This window comes from Paenibacillus sp. EPM92 (genome assembly GCF_016586185.1).
Lineage (GTDB): Bacteria > Bacillota > Bacilli > Paenibacillales > NBRC-103111 > Paenibacillus_G > Paenibacillus_G validus.
This window is the reverse complement of the sequence record NZ_BCPS01000066.1, coordinates 102,803-121,253: the sequence shown is the minus strand read 5'-3', so window position 1 is coordinate 121,253 and position 18,451 is coordinate 102,803. Positions and strand designations below refer to the sequence as shown.

Here is an 18,451-nt window from a genome sequence, read left to right as displayed (position 1 = left end):
TTCGCTTCTAATCGCCTACCCGTTCAAAAGCAGCCGCTTGCGGGCCGCGAGTTATCCGACTCTGACGGCTTCGGCCCTTTCGACGCCGCGGCAATCCCCGTCTCCCAATAACGTCCAAGCACCTGCAGCACGGCGGTGCTGCTTGGACAGGCCGCAAGCTCCTGCCAAATTGTCGAGGCTTCGCTTTGACGGCTTTGAATCAGACTGTTCTTCACATGCAGAATCGACGACACCGACATGCTCAGCTCGGTTATGCCGAGGGCAATCCAGATCGGGAGCGCGCGCACGTCGCCCGCCATCTCGCCGCAGACGCTGATGTGCGTGCCGAACCGTTTGGCGTTATCCACCGTTATTTTCAGCATCCTCAGCACAGCCGGATGAAACGGGTCGTACAAATGCGCGACCTGCTCGTTCATCCGGTCGACCGCGAGCACATATTGCACCAAATCGTTCGTACCGATGCTGAAAAAATCGACTTCCTTGGCAAGCAAGTCCGAAATCATGACCGCTGCCGGAAGCTCGATCATGATGCCGACCGGCACGTCTGCACGAAAAGCGACGTTCGCCTCCGCCAGCTCGGCTTTTACCTCGTTCAATACGTCGTTCGCCCTGCGAAGCTCGTCAAGCGAGGAGATCATCGGGTACATGATCTTGATGTTGCCGTAATGGCTGGCCCGCAAAATTGCGCGAAGCTGCGTTTTGAACAGATCGGTTCGATCCAGCATGATCCGGATCGCACGGTATCCGAGCGAAGGGTTTTCCTCCTCCGGCAGCTCCAGATAATCCAGATGCTTATCACCGCCGATGTCAAGCGTTCGAATGACAAGCGGTTTGCCGTTCAGACGCTCCGCCACCTCGCGGTACACGACGAATTGCTCTTCCTCCTCCGGGAAGCTGGTGCGGTTCATGTACAGAAATTCGGTGCGGAACAACCCGACGCCGGAAGTGCCCTTGGCGATCGCTTGCTCCAGCTCCTTGATCGAGCTGATATTGGCGGCAAGGTTCATGGTCATGCCGTCTTCCGTTTGCGACGGAATGTCGGCTAATTGAAGCAGCAGCTCTTGCTGCGCTTTCCACGTTTCCCGCCGCTGCCGATACCGTTCGATCTCTTGCTCCGGAGGGTTGACGAATACGAGGCCCTCGTCGCCGTCGATGATTAAATAATCGCCCGTTTGGATCGGCGTGGACAGCTTCCCTTCCACGCCCAGCACATAAGGAACGCCCATTGCCCGGGCCATGATGGCCACATGCGATGTTTTGCCGCCCATCATCGTAACCAGCCCGAGCGTCTGGTTGACGTCGAGGTGCACCATTTGGGACGGAATAAGCTCCTTCGCGACGAGCACGTAAGGTTCGTCCTTCGGCGGCAGCGTTTCTTCCAGCGCGCCGAGCAGGTGCTTGAGGAGACGGTTGCCGACATCCTTGATGTCAAGCGCCCGTTCCTTCATGTACCCGTCGTCCAGCAGATCGAACATATTGACGAATTTTTCGATCGTTTCCTTCACGGCCACTTCCGCCGCTTTATATTGACGCTGCATAATACCCTGGACCTCGTTCATGAATACCGGATCTTCCAGGATGGCCAAATGCGCGTCGAAAATTTGTGTCTGCTCTTCACCCAGCACGCTGACGAATTCTTGCTTGATTTGCTCGATCTCATCCTTGGAGTGCCGGATGCCGTCATACAATCGTTCGAATTCGTACGCCAGGTCGGCGACATCAATCAACTTGTCGGGAAAGTCCCATTCCCAGGTCGGAATGACGAAAGCCCTGCCCATCGCAATGCCGGATGAAGCTCCGATCCCCCTAACCAAAAACGTTCCCTCCCCTTACGACTGTTGTGGCGGTATCTTTAAGAACGACCGACATGACCGAAGCCTGGCCTTTCTTCACCGCTTTATATGGTGCAAAGCTCCATGATTTGACCGCATCCGTATTCGTGATCAGCATCGGCGTAGCCAGCGATTTGCTGCCCTTCTTCACCTTCTGCAGATTGAACCGGACAAGCAGTTGTCCCGTTTCCACCTGATCGCCTTCTTTCACATAGCAAGTGAAATACTTGCCCTGCAGCTGCGCCGTATCGATCCCGATATGCAGCAGCACCTGCAGTCCTTGCTCCGTCTCGATGCCCAGCGCATGAAGCGTCGGATACACGTGAATGATGCGCCCGGCGATTGGGGCAACGAGCTCGCCCTTATCCGGGATGAACGCGACGCCGTTACCGACGATTTTGCCGGCGAAAATTTTATCAGGAACGTCTTCGAGCGCGATCATACGTCCTTGCATCGGCGAGCTGAACAGCACCTGACGAATATCCTTGCGCAGCACCTTGTTGATTTCTTCGCGAATAAGCTCGGAGTACGTGCCGAACACGACCTGCACATTGCCGCCGCCAAGACGGATGACGCCCGCCGCACCGAGATGCCGCAGCGCGGACGTATCCATCAGCTTATCGTTCTCGAGCGTTATGCGCAGGCGGGTGATGCACGCTTCCAGATTTTTAATGTTGTTCTTCCCGCCGAGCGCCTCCAATATGAGCGGCGAACGGTAAGGGATGTCGCCGGCCCATTCTTCCAGCTGCGAACCTTCCTCGCGACCGGGCGTCGGGATGCGGAATCGGCGAATCGCCCAACGGAAAAGCACATAATACACGACGCCGTAAGCAAGCCCGACCGGAATGAGCAGGAGCCCGTTCGTGGACAGGTGCAGATTGATCAGAAAATCGATCGCGCCGGCCGAGTAAGAGAAGCCGTGATGAATGCCAAGCGAATAAGCGATCCACATGGACAAACCGGACAATAAGGCATGAATGAAGAACAAGTAGGGCGCTACGAATAAAAACGCAAATTCAATCGGTTCCGTCACACCCGTTAAGAAGCAAGCGAACGCGGCGGTCAAAAACGTCGCCCGAATTTTCGGCTTCAAATCTTCGCGCGCTTCTTGAATGATGGCTAGGGCGATGGCCGGAAGCGCAAACATCATAATCGGGTACAATCCTGCCATGTAAATGCCTGCCGTCGGGTCGCCCGCGAAAAACCTCGGCAAATCGCCGAATACCGGCTGTCCGTTGTTCCCGTAAGCGCCCAATTGAAACCAGAAAAAATTGTTGAACACGTGGTGCAGACCGGAAGGCACTAATAAACGATGGATGATTCCGTACAAAAAGGTGCCGAACCCGCCCCAACTGAGCAGCATATCGGTCAGCTTCTGCATCCCCAGATTCATGAGCGGCCCGATTTGAATCATAAGCAGGACGAGCACGAAGACGGCCGGTCCCATAAATAGCGGAACCAAACGAGGTCCACCGAAAAATTGTATGGCCTCAGGCAGCTGAATATGTTTGACGCGGTGATAAATCACGGCCGCAATCAGTCCGATCAATATCCCCCCGGGGACGCCCAGTTGAAACGTCTCACCCAGATAACGCTGCAGCGTCTCCGCGAACATATAATGTCCGATCAGAGCGGTCATCCCGGCGATGCCGGCGCTTTCGGTCAACCCGAGCGCCACCCCGACGGCAAATATCATAGGGAGATATGTAAATATGATCGTGCCGAACGCAGTGAAGATTTCACCGATCCGGGGCATATACATCTGATCCCAAGGCAGCGATCCGAGACGCAGCATAATGGCCGCAACGGGCAATGTGATGGTCGGCAGCATCAACGATCGTCCGAGCTGCTGCAAATTTCCCATCCAGTTCAAAACGTGTCGCTCCCCCTTCCAATTTACCGTAACTTGACTCGCACTATTTGATGGTAAGCGCTAACCCGGTATTTGTCAAACAACCATTTGCCTTGAAAAAGCGCATAAAGGCGAGCCTTTCGGCCCGCCCATTCGCTTACGAGAACAGTTCAATTTAGAACTGGTATCTGTTCATGCCGCTTGCGCCCATACCGTATTGGCTTTGCGCGGGTTGCGTAGAATCGGAACGCAGATAAGCGTCATGACCTTGTTGGTTGCCGCGGTAGCTTGCCGTATGGTAAGACTGCGGGCTTTGGTTTTGGAATTGCGAATAAGAAGCGCCCGTACCCATTTGCTGCTGGTTGCTGTTTATGCCTGTGGAAAACGAAGACGTATAGGGGCTGTTCGCGTAGGAGCTTGCGCCGATACCGTACTGGCTTTGAGCCGTTTGGGTAGAATCGGAACGCAGGTACGCGTCGTGACCCGGCTGATCGCCGCGGTAGCCCGCCGTGTGGAACGATTGAGCGCTTTGATACTGGTTGTTCGGTTGGTTGGCTTGGAAGGCGTTCGAGCCAAACGATGTCGATGTGTACGCGCTGTTGTTGATGCCGCTCGCAGCGCCTATTCCATATTGGCTTTGTGCGGGCTGCGTGGAGTCGGAACGCAGGTAGGCGTCATGACCTTGTTGGTTGCCGCGGTAGCTTGCCGTATGGTAAGCTTGCGGGCTTTGCTGTTGCGAGTAAGAAGATGCGAATTGCTGCTGATTGTTCACGAATTGCTGCTGATTGTTCATGTTGTTCATACCTGCGTTGAACTGGTTATTCGCGCCCTGATTAATTGACGAGTTGTATTGGGATTGAACGAATCCGACCGGTTGATACTTTGTTTCGTAGCCGCGGTACTGGGAATTCACAATTCCGGAAGCACCTGCTTGATTTTGAAAATTGTTTTGAAATTGGCTGTACATGCGAAATCCTCCTTGGACGGTTTAGGAAGTCTTCCAGAGATAGGCGCTTCGCCGTTCTCATCCGAAAGCCTTTCTTATTGTCTTCAAGGAGGATTTATTTTATTACTCGGATTTATCGTTTTTTCTCGCCGTTTCCCCCGCGAGCGTTGCGTGCGGCATCGACGTTTCTCCGCAACTCGCGGGCCGCATTCTGCGGATCGCTTTGTTTCGTTATCGCGGACACGACAGCCACCCCGTCCGCGCCTGCGCTTACGACGGCCGAAGCATTGCCGCTCTGGATGCCGCCGATGCCGACAAGCGGCAGCTGCGGCCAACGCGCCCGGATCTGCGAGATCAGCGACGTGCCGATCGGTTCGCCGGCATCGCCTTTGGTCATCGTAGCGTATACCGGACCTACGCCTAAATAGTCGGCGCCCTGCGCAACGGCCCACTCCGCCTCTTCCATCGTGCCTGCCGACACGCCTACGATGGCAGCTGGACCGAGCAGTTCGCGCGCGGCGAGGCCGGGCAGGTCGTCCTGGCCGACGTGCACCCCGTCGGCCTCAAGCAGAAGCGCAAGGTCTGCGCGGTCGTTGACAAGGAAAGGGACGCCGTACTCCCGGCACAAAGCCCGGAGCGCGCGTCCCTCTTCCAACGTTTGACGCAGCTGCGCGTTCTTCTCGCGCAGCTGAACGATCGTCACGCCGCCGTCCAACGCGGCTCGTACGGTGGCGAGCGCACTGCCTGCCCCGGCCGGTGACAAATCCGTCACCAGATAAAGCGACAGCAACTCGGATAAGGACTTGGATCTGGTCTGCACTTTATTTTCCTCCGGGCAGCAGGATCGAATCTTCCACTTTGATGCAGCGGTCCATGATGACTTCCAAACCGCCAGCTTTCGCTATTTCCGCCGCTTCCTCATTGTAAACGCCAAGCTGCAGCCACAATACCCGCGATCCGATGCTTACAGCCTCTTCCGCCACCGGGACGACTTGGTCGCTGCGCCGGAACACGTTAACGATGTCCACCTTATCGGGAATGTCCGACAGCGTTGCATAGCACGTTTCCCCGAGAATGGTGCCGTTCACCATCGGGTTGACCGGAATGATCCGATACCCTTTCTTCTGCATCGCCTCCGACACTGTGTAGGAAACCCGATCCGGCTTGTCGGACAGTCCGACGACGGCAATATTTTGCGCCTCGCTCAGCAGTTCTTTAATACGTTCACGCGAAGGATTTTCAAATGCCATGGTTTTCATCCGCTCCTTATACTAAGCTTGATCAAAGCGATAGCTACTTGCTATTGTGATCCCGGGGTCGCTCAGCCATTCGTATAGCTGATCGCTTGGCGCCCCATCGCTTCCCAAACGGCAATAAATTGCGCTTTCTCGATAGGCTGCTTGCTGCGGCCCGAAAGCGGATCGTTCACATACACATACGTCTCGTCATAACCGACCAAGAGTACAGCGTGCTCCATAAACGTCGTTTGGATCGGACCGATCGGCGTATCCCAAACGACCCATTTCTCAGGCACCTGATAATCGATCGTCGTCCAAACCACGGAAGGTATTCCCAGCTGCAACTGCTCTTCCAACTTGGCAAAAGGCTGACGGGTCAAATCGATTGCGCTAGGCACATGAGCCTTCAACTGCGCGAATAAAGCGGTATGGTAAATGCCGAAACCTTTGGCTGCGCCCGTCGGCTCGCCGACAAACCCCGTATTCGGGTTGCCCCAGTAGGCGATCGTGCCGTCCTTGTTATAACGAATCGGCGTTGTGTCGCGCGGCATCTCCGCGGCCAGCTCCAGCTTCGACTTCTCGAGGCCGCGGAATTTCAACAGCATCGTCAAGCTGGTCACCTCGCAGCCTGAAGGCAGCTCCGGCAGCTGGCGAACCATCGGAGCGTCGAGCATTGCGCTTGCCGGCTTGACCGGCTGCGGCGGCACTGCAGCAGCCGGCTCCGGCTGCGCTGCCGCACTGTCCGCGGCGGTTCCGGCTGCGGCGGCTTCCAGACCTGGAGCCGCCGCAAGCGCCCGGAGACCCGGAGTGATCCACGCGTCATGCCCTGTCGCTTTCGCATATAACAAGACGGCGAACACGCCGCTGGCAAACAACAAACCGGCAATCAAAAAGAATGCAAACGTGACTTGAATGCCTTTCCATAATACGGCCATGATGCTCACCGCCTTTGTCGCATACTGATTGGAGCGTCTAGCTGTCTGGGGAAGCTTTCCGTTTTCCTAAACGGATGCGATACGATAGACTACGATTACGCCTGGACCAATTCGATCTGCGCGCCAAGCGACAGCAGATGTTCGAAATACTGCGGATACGATTTAGCCACATGATGAGCGTCATTAATAACGAGTCCTTGCTCCGAACGCAAGCCGACAACCGTCAACGCCATAATGACGCGGTGGTCGTAGTGCGCATTGATTTCCACCCCGCCAGCGACGCCCTGTGGACGTCCATGGACGATGATTTCGCTCTGCCGCTCTTCCACATCTGCACCCGCTTTGCGCAGCTCGTTCACGAAATCGGTAATGCGGTCGCACTCTTTGTAACGCAGGTTCTCGACATTATAAAACCGGGACGTCCCGTCGGCAAATACGGCAGCCGCAACCATCGCCAGCACCGCATCGGTAAAATGGTCGCCGTCGAACTCGCCTGCCTTAAGCGTCTGATTGCCGCGCACATGCACCGTATCGTTCTCGTGCGTCAAATCGACGCCCATCGCGCGAAGCACGTCGATGACGGCGCGTTCGCCCTGCTTGCTCTGTTCGGCGAGTCGCAGCACCGTTACGTCAGAGTGCGTTACCGCCGCGGCCGCCAAGATCGCCGCCGAACCCGGATAATCGCCTTGGACCACATAATTTTGCGGCTTGTATTGCTGCTTGCCCGGAATTTTATAATGCATCAGATCTTCGGAGGCTTCGATCCGAATACCCGCCTGCTCAATAACCTCGAGGGTTTGCCCGACGATGATTTTGGATTTCAAATCATGCAGCACCGTAATTTCCGTGTCTTCCTCGAGCAGCGGCGCTACGAACAGCAGCGAGCTGAGAAATTGCGAGCTGATGTTGCCCGAAACAGTGATTTGTCCGCCGCGCGGCTTGCCGCCGCGAATGGTGATCGGCAGCTTGCCCTCGCGATGCTCGACCTCGACGCCCATCTGCTGCAGCGAATCGATCAGATCGTCGTGCGGCCGCTTGCCCAGGGAATCCGGATATGCGTTCACGAACGTCACTTCCGGCAGGAAAGCGGCGACCGACATGAGAAACCGGAGCACGGCGCCCGCATTGCCGACGTTCAGCTCGCTGACAGGCTTGGGCGATTTGCCGAAACCGCGGATGACCATCTTCTCTTCGTCTTCTTCGATTACGGCTCCCAAATCGCGGATGCAGCGGCGCATCGCGTCGCTGTCTTCGCTGTGCGCCGGGTAATGCACCGTGCTGGTGCCGTCCGCAAGCGCACCGATCAGCAAATAACGCGTCGTGTAATTTTTCGAAGATAGTGCGTTAATCGTGCCTTCCAATCGAGGCGTCGGTTTGACGATGGCTTTCATTGTGTATGTATCTCTCCTTGATTATTCAAATCGCTTATTCAAATCGCATATCCTGCAGCGGCGAGCAATATGCCAAGCGTGTAGGATACGCCCAAATAAGTCCAGGCATTGTTCCGCCGCCCGTCGCTAAAGAACGCTTCGGCCTCAAGCTTGAACGTCGAGAACGTCGTGAACGCACCCATGAAGCCCGTCCCAAGCAGCAGCATCGTCGTCTCGGAGGCTCCGTGTCCCCATAGAAAGCCAAGCAAAAAACTGCCGATCGCGTTGACCGTCAATGTGCCGTAGGGCAAATATCTGCGGGGAAAACGCTTGGCAATTCCACCGCTCAGCCCGTATCGGGCTATGGCCCCCGCGAACCCGCCTACGCTCACCCACAACAGGTTCCACAGCATATTATTATTCGACATCATTCTGCAGATCCCCTCTTTGCCCGCCCAAATTCCAGGTTTCTTCCAAGACGAACCAACCACAAGCCGCCCCACAAGCTCGCCAGCGCATAAAGGATGGCCGCCGCCCACAGCCCGTCGCGGAGCAGCGCAAAAAGCTCCCAGCTGAGCGTGGAGAACGTCGTGAACGCGCCGATCATGCCCGTTGTGATAGCCGTCTGCAATCTCGGCCGCCGCGAAAGACGGCTGGAGTACGCCAGGCCGCCCAGCAGGAAACATCCCACCCAGTTACACAAAAGCGTTCCCCATGGCAGAAAATGGACGGGAAACTTGATGAAAGCCGCGGACAGGCCGAAGCGCGCCAGCGATCCGAGGACGCCTGCCAGTCCGACGTAAAGCCAGGTCAAAGCGGCCAAACCTCCTTTGATTGACACGATTTCCCGTTCCTAGGTATGATGAGGACAGTCGGCTGCCTGCAGCCAGATCAGAAGGAGGCGTTACCTCGTGCAAACGATTACCCCGGCCGAAGTGAAAGAACGGCTCAAGAATGGAGAAAAGCTGGTCATCATCGATGTCCGCGAAGCGGAGGAAGTGGCCCTCGGGATGATTCCCGGCGCTAAGCACATTCCTTTAATGCAAATTCCCGAGCGCCTGTCCGACATTCCGCAGAACGGCGAGACGATTCTCGTATGCCGCAGCGGCAACCGCAGCGGAAAAGCCCTTGAATATTTACAGGCGCAAGGCTTCTCCAACCTGAAAAACATGACAGGCGGCATGCTTGAATGGGACCCCTCCTAGTGCAAGCCAGTTCTTCAAAGCAAACCAGCCGCCGCTAACGACGAGACTCACGATTTCCTCGACGGTATGTCCGTCCGTCTCGATCTTAAATCGGCCAAATCATACGCGTGCCCATCGGTTTCCTTAATCGTGCGCACGCGTTCCTCCATATCTCCCTGCAGCAAAGACCAGTCCAAGTTTAAACTGATCCTATCATATCACAGCTTAAGTAACGTGAATAGAAAGGTTGTCAAAAACATAAGATGATTGTGAATAATTACCAGATAAAACAATCAAACTGAATAATACCAATTTTTTAGAAAGGAGAATGCTGCAATGACGCCTAGCGCCTTGTTCAGGAACCAAACGGCTGGCACCGATCCGACCGAGATGAAGCTGGAGCAGATCATGGACCCTGCGCGCCCTCTTTGCAAAGAAGAAATCGTCTGGATGCTGGAATACATTAAAAAAAAGGTGGCCGAGGAAGATCCAAACCTGATGGATCTTTCCCAGCCACGACTGCTTCAAAACTTCCGTTATTTCGCCGAGATCGCACTTATGCTCATTCAGCGCCGCAACGGCTTCGACCAGGAGGCCGACCGGCTGAAGCGCTGGGTGCAGGAAGCTTCGCACGGACTATATTCGCCACGCTCGAACCGGAAGTCCTAACGTAACGGACTGCCGCTTAATTTTCGATCCATTGATAATGGAACGTGCCTTCTTTGTCCAGCCGCTTGAACGTATGCGCGCCAAAATAATCGCGCTGCGCTTGCAGCAGGTTCGCCGGCAAACGCTCCGTCCGGTAGCTGTCGTAGTAGGCGAGCGCCGAAGCAAACGCCGGAGCCGGAATGCCGCGCGATACCGCTGTACCTACCACGGATCTCCAAGCTTCTTGATAATTTTCGACGATGCCTTTGAAATACTCGTCCAGCAGCAAGTTTTTCAATTCCGGATTACGGTCGTATGCGTCTTTAATGTTCTGCAGGAAACGGGCGCGGATGATGCAGCCGCCGCGGAAGATCATCGCGATACTGCCGTAATCCAATCCCCAGTTGTACTCCTCGCTGGCTGCTCTCATCTGAGCGAAGCCTTGCGCGTACGAGCAAATTTTGCTGGCGTACAACGCCTTGCGAACTGCCTCGATGAATGCCGCACGATCGCCGTCGAACGGCTTCGTTGCCGGTCCGGCCAGCACTTTGCTTGCCGCCACGCGCTCTTCCTTCATCGCCGAGAGGAAACGGGAGAAGACGGATTCCGTAATGATCGACAGCGGTACTCCGAGGTCGAGCGAGCTTTGGCTCGTCCATTTCCCTGTGCCCTTCTGTCCGGCGGAATCCAAAATAACGTCGACCATCGGCTTGCCGGTTTCTTCGTCGTATTTCGTGAAAATGTCGGTCGTGATTTCGATCAGGTAGCTGTCCAATTCGCCGCGGTTCCAATCCGCGAATATTTCGTGCAGCTCTTCCGTGCTGACGCCGAGCACATCTTTCAAGAGCTGGTACGCTTCGCAGATGAGCTGCATGTCGCCATACTCGATGCCGTTATGCACCATTTTGACGTAGTGGCCCGCGCCGTCCGGTCCGATGTAGGTGCAGCAAGGATCGCCGCCTACTTTCGCGGAAATGGACGTCAGGATCGGAGCCACCAGCTCATAAGCGTCCTTCTGTCCGCCAGGCATGATCGCAGGTCCTTTCAACGCGCCCTCTTCGCCGCCGGACACGCCGGTACCGATGAAGCGGATGCCGTGCGCTTCAAGCTCTTGGTTGCGGCGCTGCGTATCCGGGAAGTATGCGTTGCCGCCGTCGATAATAATATCGCCCTTATCGAGGTGCGGAATCAGTTGGTTGATCGTATCATCCGTTGCGGAGCCCGCTTGGACCATGATGAGAATTTTGCGCGGCGACTCGAGGGAAGCCACGAATTCTTCGATTGTGTATGTACCCGTAAGCCGTTTGCCTTGCGCTTCCGCAAGCAATGCATCCGTCTTCTCCCGGGAGCGGTTGTACACGGACACGGTAAACCCGCGGCTCTCGATGTTGAGCGCCAGGTTTTTCCCCATGACCGCAAGTCCGATCACGCCGATTTGCTGTTTGGACATGTTTGGTTCTCTTCCTTCCCTAATCCCAATTTATATACTGTGAAAATAAATCTCAATTAAAAATAGCATTGTTCGCGCCCCATTTTCAAGCCCTTTAAATCGTCATCGCTCCGAAACCGCCGTCAACCCGCAGCAATGAGCCCGTTACAAAGCCCGACGCTTTCTCCGACGCGAGGTATACGGCCGCGCCCTGCAGCTCCTCCGCCTCGCCGAACCGGTTCATCGGCGTATGCCGCAGGATCGCATCGACCCGGTCGGGAGATAAAATTTTCCGGTTTTGCTCCGCCGGGAAAAAGCCGGGAATAATCGCATTGACGCGAACCCGCGAGGGAGCGAACTCTTTGGCCAAAAACTTCGTTACGTTGTTCACCGCCGCCTTCGACGCCGAATACGTAAACACGCGAGACAACGGCGGCTCGGACGAGACCGACGAAATATTGATGATGCTGCCGCCCTCGCCCCGCTCGACCATATATTTCCCAAAAACCTGGCAGGCCAACACAACACTTTTTAAATTGACGTCCATGATGGCGTCCCATTCGTCCATCTTCAGGTCGAAGAACGGCGTTGTGCTGTTTTTGCCGGGACAGTTCATCAGCACGTCGCAGCGCCCGGTCCAGGCGAGGACCTCGTCCAGCACCCGCTGCAAATCGCCCTCATTCGTCGCGTCGGCCGAGAAGCACTGCGCCCGGCCGCCGGCCGCTTCTACCGCCCGGGCCACCTCATGCGCTTTCTCCTGGTTTCGTCCCACGATCGCCACATCCGCACCGTGTCCGCCGAGACCGACGGCCATCGCGCCTCCCAGCGTGCTGTTTCCTCCGATGATGACGGCCGTTTTTCCCGTTAAATCAAACAAATTCGCCATGCTTATGCCCTCCTAAGATAACGTGTGCTGCTGTTGAAAGGCGGCAATCGCATCGAACTCATCTTTCAACTGATGGTACACACGACTATAAATGGTTGTCAACTGCCGGTACACTTCGAACGCTTTGAGATCCGTCTGCAGCGTATGGCGCACCTGCACCCAGTTATGAACGCTGGAGAAATCACGAATTTCCCCGACGGCCAACATGCCGAGCAGCGCTGCGCCCGCGCCGGAGCCCTCGATCGTATTCGGTACCGCTACCGGACTGCCGAGCACGTCGGACATCATTTGCAGCCAGAACGGCGAACGCGCGAAGCCACCGGAAGCGCGAATTTCGCGTGTGGGTCCGCTCAGCTCCTCCAGCGCGTCGACCACCGTATGGATGCGGTACATGACGCCCTCGAGCACGGAGCGGATCATATGCTTCTTCTGATGGTACAACGAAAGTCCGAAAAATACGCCCCGGGCGTTGGCGTTCCAGTAGGGAGCCCGTTCCCCCGCCAGCAAAGGCAGGAAGAGCAGTCCGTCCGAGCCGTGCGGCACTTCCGCCGCCAATGCCGTCAAATATTCGTAAGGGTCCATCCCCCGCCGGCGGCCTTCTTCGGCTTCCGCCGTCGCCAATTGATCGCGCACCCAGCGGAACATGATGCCTCCGTTGTTGATCGCGCCTCCGACAACCCAGAAGTCTTCCTTCAGCGCATAACAAAATAGCCTTCCCTTCGGGTCGGTCACCGGCTCACGGACGACGCCGCGCACAGCGCCGCTCGTACCGATCGTGACCGAATAGATGCCCGGCTCGAACGCGCCCGCGCCTAAATTCGCCAGCACGCCGTCCGATGCGCCGACGACGAACGGGGTATCCGCAGCAAGACCGAGCCGTGCGGCATCTTCAGCCCGCAAGCCTTGCATGACATGCGTCGTCGGCACCGGCCTGGACAGCTGCTCACGGCGTACGCCACAGAGGGCCGTCGCCTCCGAGTCCCAATCGAGGCTGCGCAAATTGAACAGCCCCGTGGCGCTTGCAAGCGAATGATCGATGACGCATTCCCCAAACAACCGGGCAAATACATATTCTTTAATGCCGATAAATTTATAAGCCGCGGCAAACAGCTCCGGGCGGTGATCGCGAAACCACAACAGCTTGAGCAGCGGGCTCATCGGATGAATCGGCGTTCCCGTCCGCATATATATCTCGTGACCGTTCAACTGCTCCTTCACCGGTTTCACGTATCCGGCGCTTCGGTTATCCGCCCATGTTATACAAGGCGTCAGCGGCCTCAAGGCTTCGTCGACGGCAATCAAGCTGTGCATGGCAGAGCTGAAGGACACGCACATCACTTGTCCCGGCAGCACGGAAGCCTGACGGACGACCGCCTGAATCCCGGTCAACACCGCTTGATAAATTTGCTCCGGATCCTGCTCCGCCATGTCCGGCTTCGGGGTATGCAGCGGATATTCGACCGCATGGGAAGCCAGAATGCGTCCTTCCCGGTCGAACAGCAGCGTCTTCGCACTAGTCGTGCCGATATCGGCTGCGATGATATATGGCTTTAGCACGTGCAACGCTCCTTTATCTCAAGTTCCCGTCCGCATTAAACTTCAGCTCATACGGTTCGGTCAATATTTCGATGTCCGGATGCAGCTTCGCTTCCTCCAGCAAGTTGACCGATATTTCGATTTCCCCCACGTGCAGCGTATCTTGAATGCGCACCAAACGGCACTTCGTGTAATCGAGGATGTTGCAAGTTTTGACCGCCGCTTTAATCGCATACTCGTCGTTCTCGAGCGTAGTCGCAATTTTCGTTGGGGCGCAGACGGTCGACGTCAAGCCGTTGGCATAGGTGGCGACCAAATCGGCTTTGTCGACCAGACGCTGCGTCGTGAAGTCCGCCGTTCCGACGCCGTTCGCGTTACCTTTCGTCTCCGGCGTCAGATCGAGCACGACCATCTTCGAAACGTCAGGTCCGCCGTGCGCATAAGGGGTCGGATAACGGCCGGTGACATTCGGATCCATGCCGTCGCCGCTGATGTTCTTCCCAATATAGTCGATCACAAGAACGTCAATCTGATCGAACAATATTTTCGGCAGCCGCGCCTTGGCCGCTTCGAGCAGCACAACTTCCCGCTCCTCGATTTGCTCCGCCGGCAGCACCTCGACGATGCACGTCTCGTCATAGGCGTTCTCAACCAGCGCAATGCCGAATACGATCGGCAGCTTGTCGATCATAATCCGCGCCATCGCCGGCACGTTCTCGGCCATATATTTAAACCCGAGCTGGTGGCAGGCTTCAGCGCCTTTTTGCTTCCCGAGCCCGATCGAGATCATTTTCATAATGCCGCTTTCGATCCGGCCGCGGAAAGCCGTGTGCGGTTTCACCCGATTGATGACGACGATCGCGTCCGCTTCCGATGCATACTTGTCGACATAGACCGGAAGGCCGTTCGGCAGCCGGTCGATCTCGATCACTTCCATCGAAGAGAGGATCGGCGCGCCCATCGCTTCTTCCGTCACGCCGAGATGGTGCAGGACATCCACTTGCCCTTCCGCCGTTGCGCCGCCATGACTGCCCATGCATGGCACGATGAACGGATGCGCCCCTGCCGCTTGAATCGCTTCGACCGTTGCGCGTGTGAAGTCGGCAATATGTGCCACTCCCCGGCTGCCGACAGCGACCGCCACCCGTTGTCCCGGCCGGATCCGGTCCATCGCGCCGGGTTTGTTCAGCTCCGTGCGAAGGACCGCGACCGGATCTTCCAATCGGGTGGCGTCGAATTTTTGCCGGATGCGAACCATTTTCGGCAGGGGGATATCTTGCAGCAGTGTTTTCAGTATGCTCATTTACTTATTCTCCTCCATAGATGACTTTGTTTGAGTGTCAGGCTCATTCCGTGTTCAGCCGTTTGACGGAATCGCGAACGATGAGCTCCGTATGAAACAATGTTTTGCGCTCCGCGCTTTCTTTGGTCTCAAGCAGGGCCATAAGTCTTTCGGCGCCCGCGCGGCTCATCTCCTCGATCGGCCGTCGCACCGTCGTCAGCGCAGGGGTTGTGAAGGCCGAATAGCCCGTATCGTCGAAGCCCGCCACCGAAACGTCATCCGGCACGCGCAGCCCCCGTTCTACCGCCGCTTTCACCGCTCCGAGCGCCATATCGTCGCTGCTGCAAAAGACGGCCGTCGGACGTTCAGGCAGCGCAAGCAGCCGCACCATCGCTTTGTAGCCGCTCTCCAAGCCGTAATCCCCGCGAATGCAAAGCTCGTCCTGCAGCGGGATCCCGTAAGCGAGCAGCGCCTCGCGATAGCCCTCCTTACGGGCCTGGGCCGATTTGAAGCCCGCTTTCCCTTCCACGATGGCGATTCTCCGATGGCCGCAGCGCAGCATATACTCCGTCATCCGGTAAGCGCCGCTCTGATCGTCGGGAATCAAATTCACGACACCGCTCATTTCGACCTCCCGGTTCAGTACGATGAACGGGATGCCGTGATCGGAGGCGTATTCGATGAACGGCTGATCCGCTGCGCTTTGACTCATCAGCATAATGCCGTCAAAGCTTTTGCGATTGACGTGGTGGTAGCTCTTATAGTCGTCGATGCCGCGCACGATCAAATTATACCTGTCCTTGATGATCTCGTTAACCCCTTTAATCGCTTCGTATAGAAAGCCGGGCGAGGTCCCTTGACGCAAGGTCGTAAAGAACAGCCCCAGGTTATAAGATCGGTCCAGCACCAGGCTCTTCGCGCTGTAGTTCGGGGTATAATTCAAGCTTCCTGCGATCGATTTGATCTTCTCCTTCGTTTCCGGATTGATCAGCGGGCTGTCGTTGAGCGCCCGGGATACCGTCGTATGCGAAACACCGGCCATTCTAGCGATGTCCTTGATCGTCACGTTGCTCATGAAACCACCTCCTCTTTATCATATCATAGCTATGCACACGTTAACAATCGGATTTCTTATACGGGATGCAGCGAGGCAGCAGAACATCGGTTCTAACTTAAAAAGGCTTCCCGCGCGACAGATTCGATCCGTCTAACGGGAAGCCTATTGCAATTCAGTCTTACATTTCAAGCAATAACATTTCATGCCGCAGCTCCTTCAGCTTCTCTTTGCAAGTTAAAATTTTTCGCGTATCCCCTTCTTGAAGCGCCTCATGCAGCATCGCCAATTCGTAATCAAGCTCCAGCCGCAATACCGGGATCCGCTCGTCGGGCCGCCTGGAGCGGAATGCTTGCATCATTTCTTCCACGGTCACCACCGGCTCTTTTTGAAAAAGTACTTTGTGCTCCACCCCTGAAATTTCCACCATTCGGATGATTTCTCCGAACATAATGTTCTCAATTAAGATTTGCCGGTCTTTGAACCGTTTGACAACCGCATGGCCTCGGGTATCGCCGATCATTTTCTCCATAAGTTCCGCCAGTTTTTCGTCTTTGAACGAATAGTTGCCGACGATTTTATAGCGCTCTCCGATGCGTTGAAATTTCAGCTTTACCAGCTTGCGGCCGGTACGAATGGAAACGATGAACTGCTGATCGCTTTCATTCCAATAGAGCGAGTAACCCTCTTGAATGAGCGTTTTGATGAAGTTACGGATTAGCCGACGGTCAAATCGTAACTCAAGGTTGCAATATTCTACTTCATGACTTTTACTCACGGCAATCCCTCCTCTGGGTTTGAACGGTGTCAATAAAGTTCATCGATTTGCGCGAACCTTGCTGCGTCGGCTTCGATGAATGGAACAATCAGAAATGAAGAACAGCCGCATCGCTTTGAGTGAATTTTCTGACTATTCTGTTTCTTAGTTCTATCTTATTATGAATCATATGTTTTAGCAACTTGGATTATTGACTTTTTTTTTCGAAAAAACCACCTATTTTTTCGGCGGCCTGCCTGCATGACAGCGTTGCCAATCCATCGCGGGGGACGTTTCGAGCGAACGCGCCAAGCCCGCGGAGCCATCCCCCGCGGGCTTATACAAGCCTTCTTGATCTTGTCCTTCGGCGCCGGAATCATGATGCACAAGAGCTGCGAGAACAGTCGTCGATTGCGATGTTGTTCATGGCGGCCGAACGGATTAAGGCTCCTCCGGATGCTCGCGTTTGTCGGCTTCGAGCAGCAAGTCGTATGTATTGGTAATGTTGACCGTGTAACTGTCCGGATTCAGGATATCTTGCGTCAATCTCAACTCGGCCAGTTTGTAGCGGGTTTGTGGGACCGGCACATTTTTCATTCGAACGGTTTCCAGGTACAGGAACTTGTAAGTATCCGTCTTGTCGATGTCTTTCTCGACCATAATCGGCTTCGTATAATACTCCACATCGCTGTACTTGATCAGGGTCATCCCTTTGATGTGGCTGCGAAGCAGCCCGAGCTTCTTCGGATGCAGCTCATCGGCGATCACATACGCTTCGTAGCCGGACGCATATACCTGCTTCGGCGCTTGGCGCCATCGCTTCTGCAATTCCTTCTCGTGAACGAACGTTTCATTCGTCAACCGATCCTTCGCTTTGGCCAAACCGCTCGTATCGATCCCCATCCGTTTGGCATCCTTCTCCCGGTAATACAAGCCGTAGTTGCTCGTTTTGGCGTTATACGTAAGCAGGACGGGGTAATCCGAGCCCAAATAGTTCATCATCGCCGAATAAGGGTTGGAGAGCTCCAGCGCTTCATACGTCGTGTCCTGCTCGTCCGGGCGCTGCTCGGGATTGATCCGGCTGTTGATGTAAATCGTCTTCGTATCGCCCTTCCAATAAATATTGGCTCCGAGCCGCTGTGCAAGCTCCTTCAAAGGCAAATAGCTGGTGTCGTTGTACACGAGCGCCGGACTTTCCAATTGAACGGCGGTACCGTTCAGTACGATTTGAAAGTCGGGCCGCAAGTACGCGTCCACCCGCTGCAGGACGTCCTCGGCATACACACCTGCCGTAAAGGCGCCGCTGAGCAAGCCCGCAGCCACCATAACGCGTTGGTAACGTTTCATGATATTCAAACCTTTCTTATATGAAATAGCCGTCCCCATTGATTCGACAAAACCGGACGATTTCCTGCCAAAAAAACGAGTTGACAAGATGACTAATTCCTATAAAATAGGTTTGATATCTGTCCTCTACAACTAGAATCTGAAAGGAGTGATTG

The 18,451-nt window shown here is 55.5% G+C and carries 19 protein-coding genes; 2 read left to right on the top strand and 17 right to left on the bottom strand.

The genetic code is table 11. From position 1 onward, the window contains the following. Positions 1-23 precede the first annotated feature (23 nt). The 9 genes from ptsP to crcB all read right to left on the bottom strand — a co-directional run bounded on the left by ptsP (position 24) and on the right by crcB (position 9,014). Positions 24-1,814 carry a phosphoenolpyruvate--protein phosphotransferase gene (ptsP, locus tag JMF85_RS14480; RefSeq protein ID WP_141333723.1) on the bottom strand — a complete coding sequence of 597 codons (1,791 nt, stop codon included), beginning with the start codon at positions 1,812-1,814 and terminating at the stop codon, positions 24-26. After that, the gene (locus tag JMF85_RS14475; protein ID WP_127607391.1) at positions 1,807-3,705 is read right to left on the bottom strand and encodes a glucose PTS transporter subunit IIA; all 1,899 of its coding nucleotides are present in this window, start codon (positions 3,703-3,705) and stop codon (positions 1,807-1,809) included. The genes ptsP and JMF85_RS14475 overlap by 8 nt, the downstream gene beginning before the upstream one ends. A gap of 154 nt (positions 3,706-3,859) precedes the next feature. Continuing rightward, positions 3,860-4,651 (bottom strand): hypothetical protein, encoded by a 792-nt coding sequence (locus JMF85_RS14470; RefSeq protein WP_054797015.1) that lies wholly within the window; start codon positions 4,649-4,651, stop codon positions 3,860-3,862. A gap of 112 nt (positions 4,652-4,763) precedes the next feature. Further along, the gene (thiE, locus tag JMF85_RS14465; RefSeq protein WP_127607389.1) at positions 4,764-5,450 is read right to left on the bottom strand and encodes a thiamine phosphate synthase; all 687 of its coding nucleotides are present in this window, start codon (positions 5,448-5,450) and stop codon (positions 4,764-4,766) included. A 1-nt stretch (position 5,451) separates the two neighbouring features. After that, complete coding sequence (locus JMF85_RS14460; RefSeq protein WP_054797013.1) at positions 5,452-5,880, bottom strand: CoA-binding protein; 429 nt, start codon at positions 5,878-5,880, stop codon at positions 5,452-5,454. A gap of 71 nt (positions 5,881-5,951) precedes the next feature. Next, positions 5,952-6,803 (bottom strand): C39 family peptidase, encoded by an 852-nt coding sequence (locus JMF85_RS14455; RefSeq protein WP_127607387.1) that lies wholly within the window; start codon positions 6,801-6,803, stop codon positions 5,952-5,954. 95 nt (positions 6,804-6,898) lie between these two features. Continuing rightward, positions 6,899-8,194, bottom strand: a complete 1,296-nt coding sequence (gene aroA / locus JMF85_RS14450) for a 3-phosphoshikimate 1-carboxyvinyltransferase (RefSeq protein ID WP_201318423.1) — start codon at positions 8,192-8,194, stop codon at positions 6,899-6,901. A gap of 38 nt (positions 8,195-8,232) precedes the next feature. Continuing rightward, positions 8,233-8,604 (bottom strand): fluoride efflux transporter FluC, encoded by a 372-nt coding sequence (locus JMF85_RS14445; RefSeq protein ID WP_141333726.1) that lies wholly within the window; start codon positions 8,602-8,604, stop codon positions 8,233-8,235. Next, on the bottom strand, positions 8,601-9,014 hold the full coding sequence (gene crcB, locus JMF85_RS14440) for a fluoride efflux transporter CrcB (protein WP_236595860.1): 414 nt from the start codon (positions 9,012-9,014) through the stop codon (positions 8,601-8,603). Before crcB ends, JMF85_RS14445 begins: the two co-directional genes overlap by 4 nt. 70 nt (positions 9,015-9,084) lie before the next feature. Here crcB and JMF85_RS14435 point away from each other — a divergent pair, with 70 nt between their 5' ends. Beyond that, on the top strand, positions 9,085-9,378 hold the full coding sequence (locus JMF85_RS14435; protein WP_141333727.1) for a rhodanese-like domain-containing protein: 294 nt from the start codon (positions 9,085-9,087) through the stop codon (positions 9,376-9,378). A gap of 47 nt (positions 9,379-9,425) precedes the next feature. Here JMF85_RS14435 and JMF85_RS28400 read toward each other — a convergent pair whose 3' ends face one another. Then, positions 9,426-9,554 (bottom strand): hypothetical protein, encoded by a 129-nt coding sequence (locus JMF85_RS28400; protein ID WP_269103368.1) that lies wholly within the window; start codon positions 9,552-9,554, stop codon positions 9,426-9,428. A 139-nt stretch (positions 9,555-9,693) separates the two neighbouring features. Between JMF85_RS28400 and JMF85_RS14430 the strand changes: the two genes are divergently transcribed. Beyond that, positions 9,694-10,026: a hypothetical protein gene (locus JMF85_RS14430; RefSeq protein ID WP_127607379.1), complete on the top strand. Its 333-nt coding sequence runs from the start codon at positions 9,694-9,696 to the stop codon at positions 10,024-10,026. 16 nt (positions 10,027-10,042) lie between these two features. On the opposite strand, the gene gndA is transcribed toward JMF85_RS14430, so the two are convergent. The 7 genes from gndA to JMF85_RS14395 all read right to left on the bottom strand — a co-directional run bounded on the left by gndA (position 10,043) and on the right by JMF85_RS14395 (position 18,296). Next, complete coding sequence (gndA, locus tag JMF85_RS14425; protein WP_054795601.1) at positions 10,043-11,455, bottom strand: NADP-dependent phosphogluconate dehydrogenase; 1,413 nt, start codon at positions 11,453-11,455, stop codon at positions 10,043-10,045. Between the two features lie 94 nt (positions 11,456-11,549). Then, complete coding sequence (locus JMF85_RS14420; protein ID WP_127607378.1) at positions 11,550-12,320, bottom strand: SDR family oxidoreductase; 771 nt, start codon at positions 12,318-12,320, stop codon at positions 11,550-11,552. Positions 12,321-12,332: 12 nt separating this feature from the next. Then, on the bottom strand, positions 12,333-13,877 hold the full coding sequence (locus tag JMF85_RS14415; RefSeq protein WP_127607376.1) for a gluconokinase: 1,545 nt from the start codon (positions 13,875-13,877) through the stop codon (positions 12,333-12,335). A 13-nt stretch (positions 13,878-13,890) separates the two neighbouring features. Next, on the bottom strand, positions 13,891-15,159 hold the full coding sequence (locus JMF85_RS14410; RefSeq protein ID WP_127607374.1) for a nickel pincer cofactor-dependent isomerase, group 22: 1,269 nt from the start codon (positions 15,157-15,159) through the stop codon (positions 13,891-13,893). Between the two features lie 43 nt (positions 15,160-15,202). Further along, positions 15,203-16,213 (bottom strand): LacI family DNA-binding transcriptional regulator, encoded by a 1,011-nt coding sequence (locus JMF85_RS14405; protein ID WP_054795600.1) that lies wholly within the window; start codon positions 16,211-16,213, stop codon positions 15,203-15,205. 160 nt (positions 16,214-16,373) lie between these two features. After that, entirely contained in the window at positions 16,374-16,970 is a 597-nt protein-coding gene (locus tag JMF85_RS14400; RefSeq protein ID WP_054798746.1) for a hypothetical protein, read from the bottom strand. A gap of 420 nt (positions 16,971-17,390) precedes the next feature. Continuing rightward, a complete protein-coding gene (locus JMF85_RS14395; RefSeq protein WP_054798763.1) occupies positions 17,391-18,296 on the bottom strand; it encodes a stalk domain-containing protein in 906 nt (301 codons plus the stop codon). Between the last annotated feature and the right edge of the window lie 155 nt (positions 18,297-18,451).

Coding starts and splice junctions, on each gene's coding strand:
- JMF85_RS14470 (WP_054797015.1), bottom strand. CDS start 4,651: ATGTACAGCCAATTTCAAAACAATTTTCAAAATCAAGCAGGTGCTTCC.
- JMF85_RS14460 (WP_054797013.1), bottom strand. CDS start 5,880: ATGGCATTTGAAAATCCTTCGCGTGAACGTATTAAAGAACTGCTGAGC.
- JMF85_RS14455 (WP_127607387.1), bottom strand. CDS start 6,803: ATGGCCGTATTATGGAAAGGCATTCAAGTCACGTTTGCATTCTTTTTG.
- aroA (WP_201318423.1), bottom strand. CDS start 8,194: ATGAAAGCCATCGTCAAACCGACGCCTCGATTGGAAGGCACGATTAAC.
- JMF85_RS14445 (WP_141333726.1), bottom strand. CDS start 8,604: ATGATGTCGAATAATAATATGCTGTGGAACCTGTTGTGGGTGAGCGTA.
- JMF85_RS14430 (WP_127607379.1), top strand. CDS start 9,694: ATGACGCCTAGCGCCTTGTTCAGGAACCAAACGGCTGGCACCGATCCG.
- gndA (WP_054795601.1), bottom strand. CDS start 11,455: ATGTCCAAACAGCAAATCGGCGTGATCGGACTTGCGGTCATGGGGAAA.
- JMF85_RS14420 (WP_127607378.1), bottom strand. CDS start 12,320: ATGGCGAATTTGTTTGATTTAACGGGAAAAACGGCCGTCATCATCGGA.
- JMF85_RS14410 (WP_127607374.1), bottom strand. CDS start 15,159: ATGAGCATACTGAAAACACTGCTGCAAGATATCCCCCTGCCGAAAATG.
- JMF85_RS14405 (WP_054795600.1), bottom strand. CDS start 16,213: ATGAGCAACGTGACGATCAAGGACATCGCTAGAATGGCCGGTGTTTCG.
- JMF85_RS14395 (WP_054798763.1), bottom strand. CDS start 18,296: ATGAAACGTTACCAACGCGTTATGGTGGCTGCGGGCTTGCTCAGCGGC.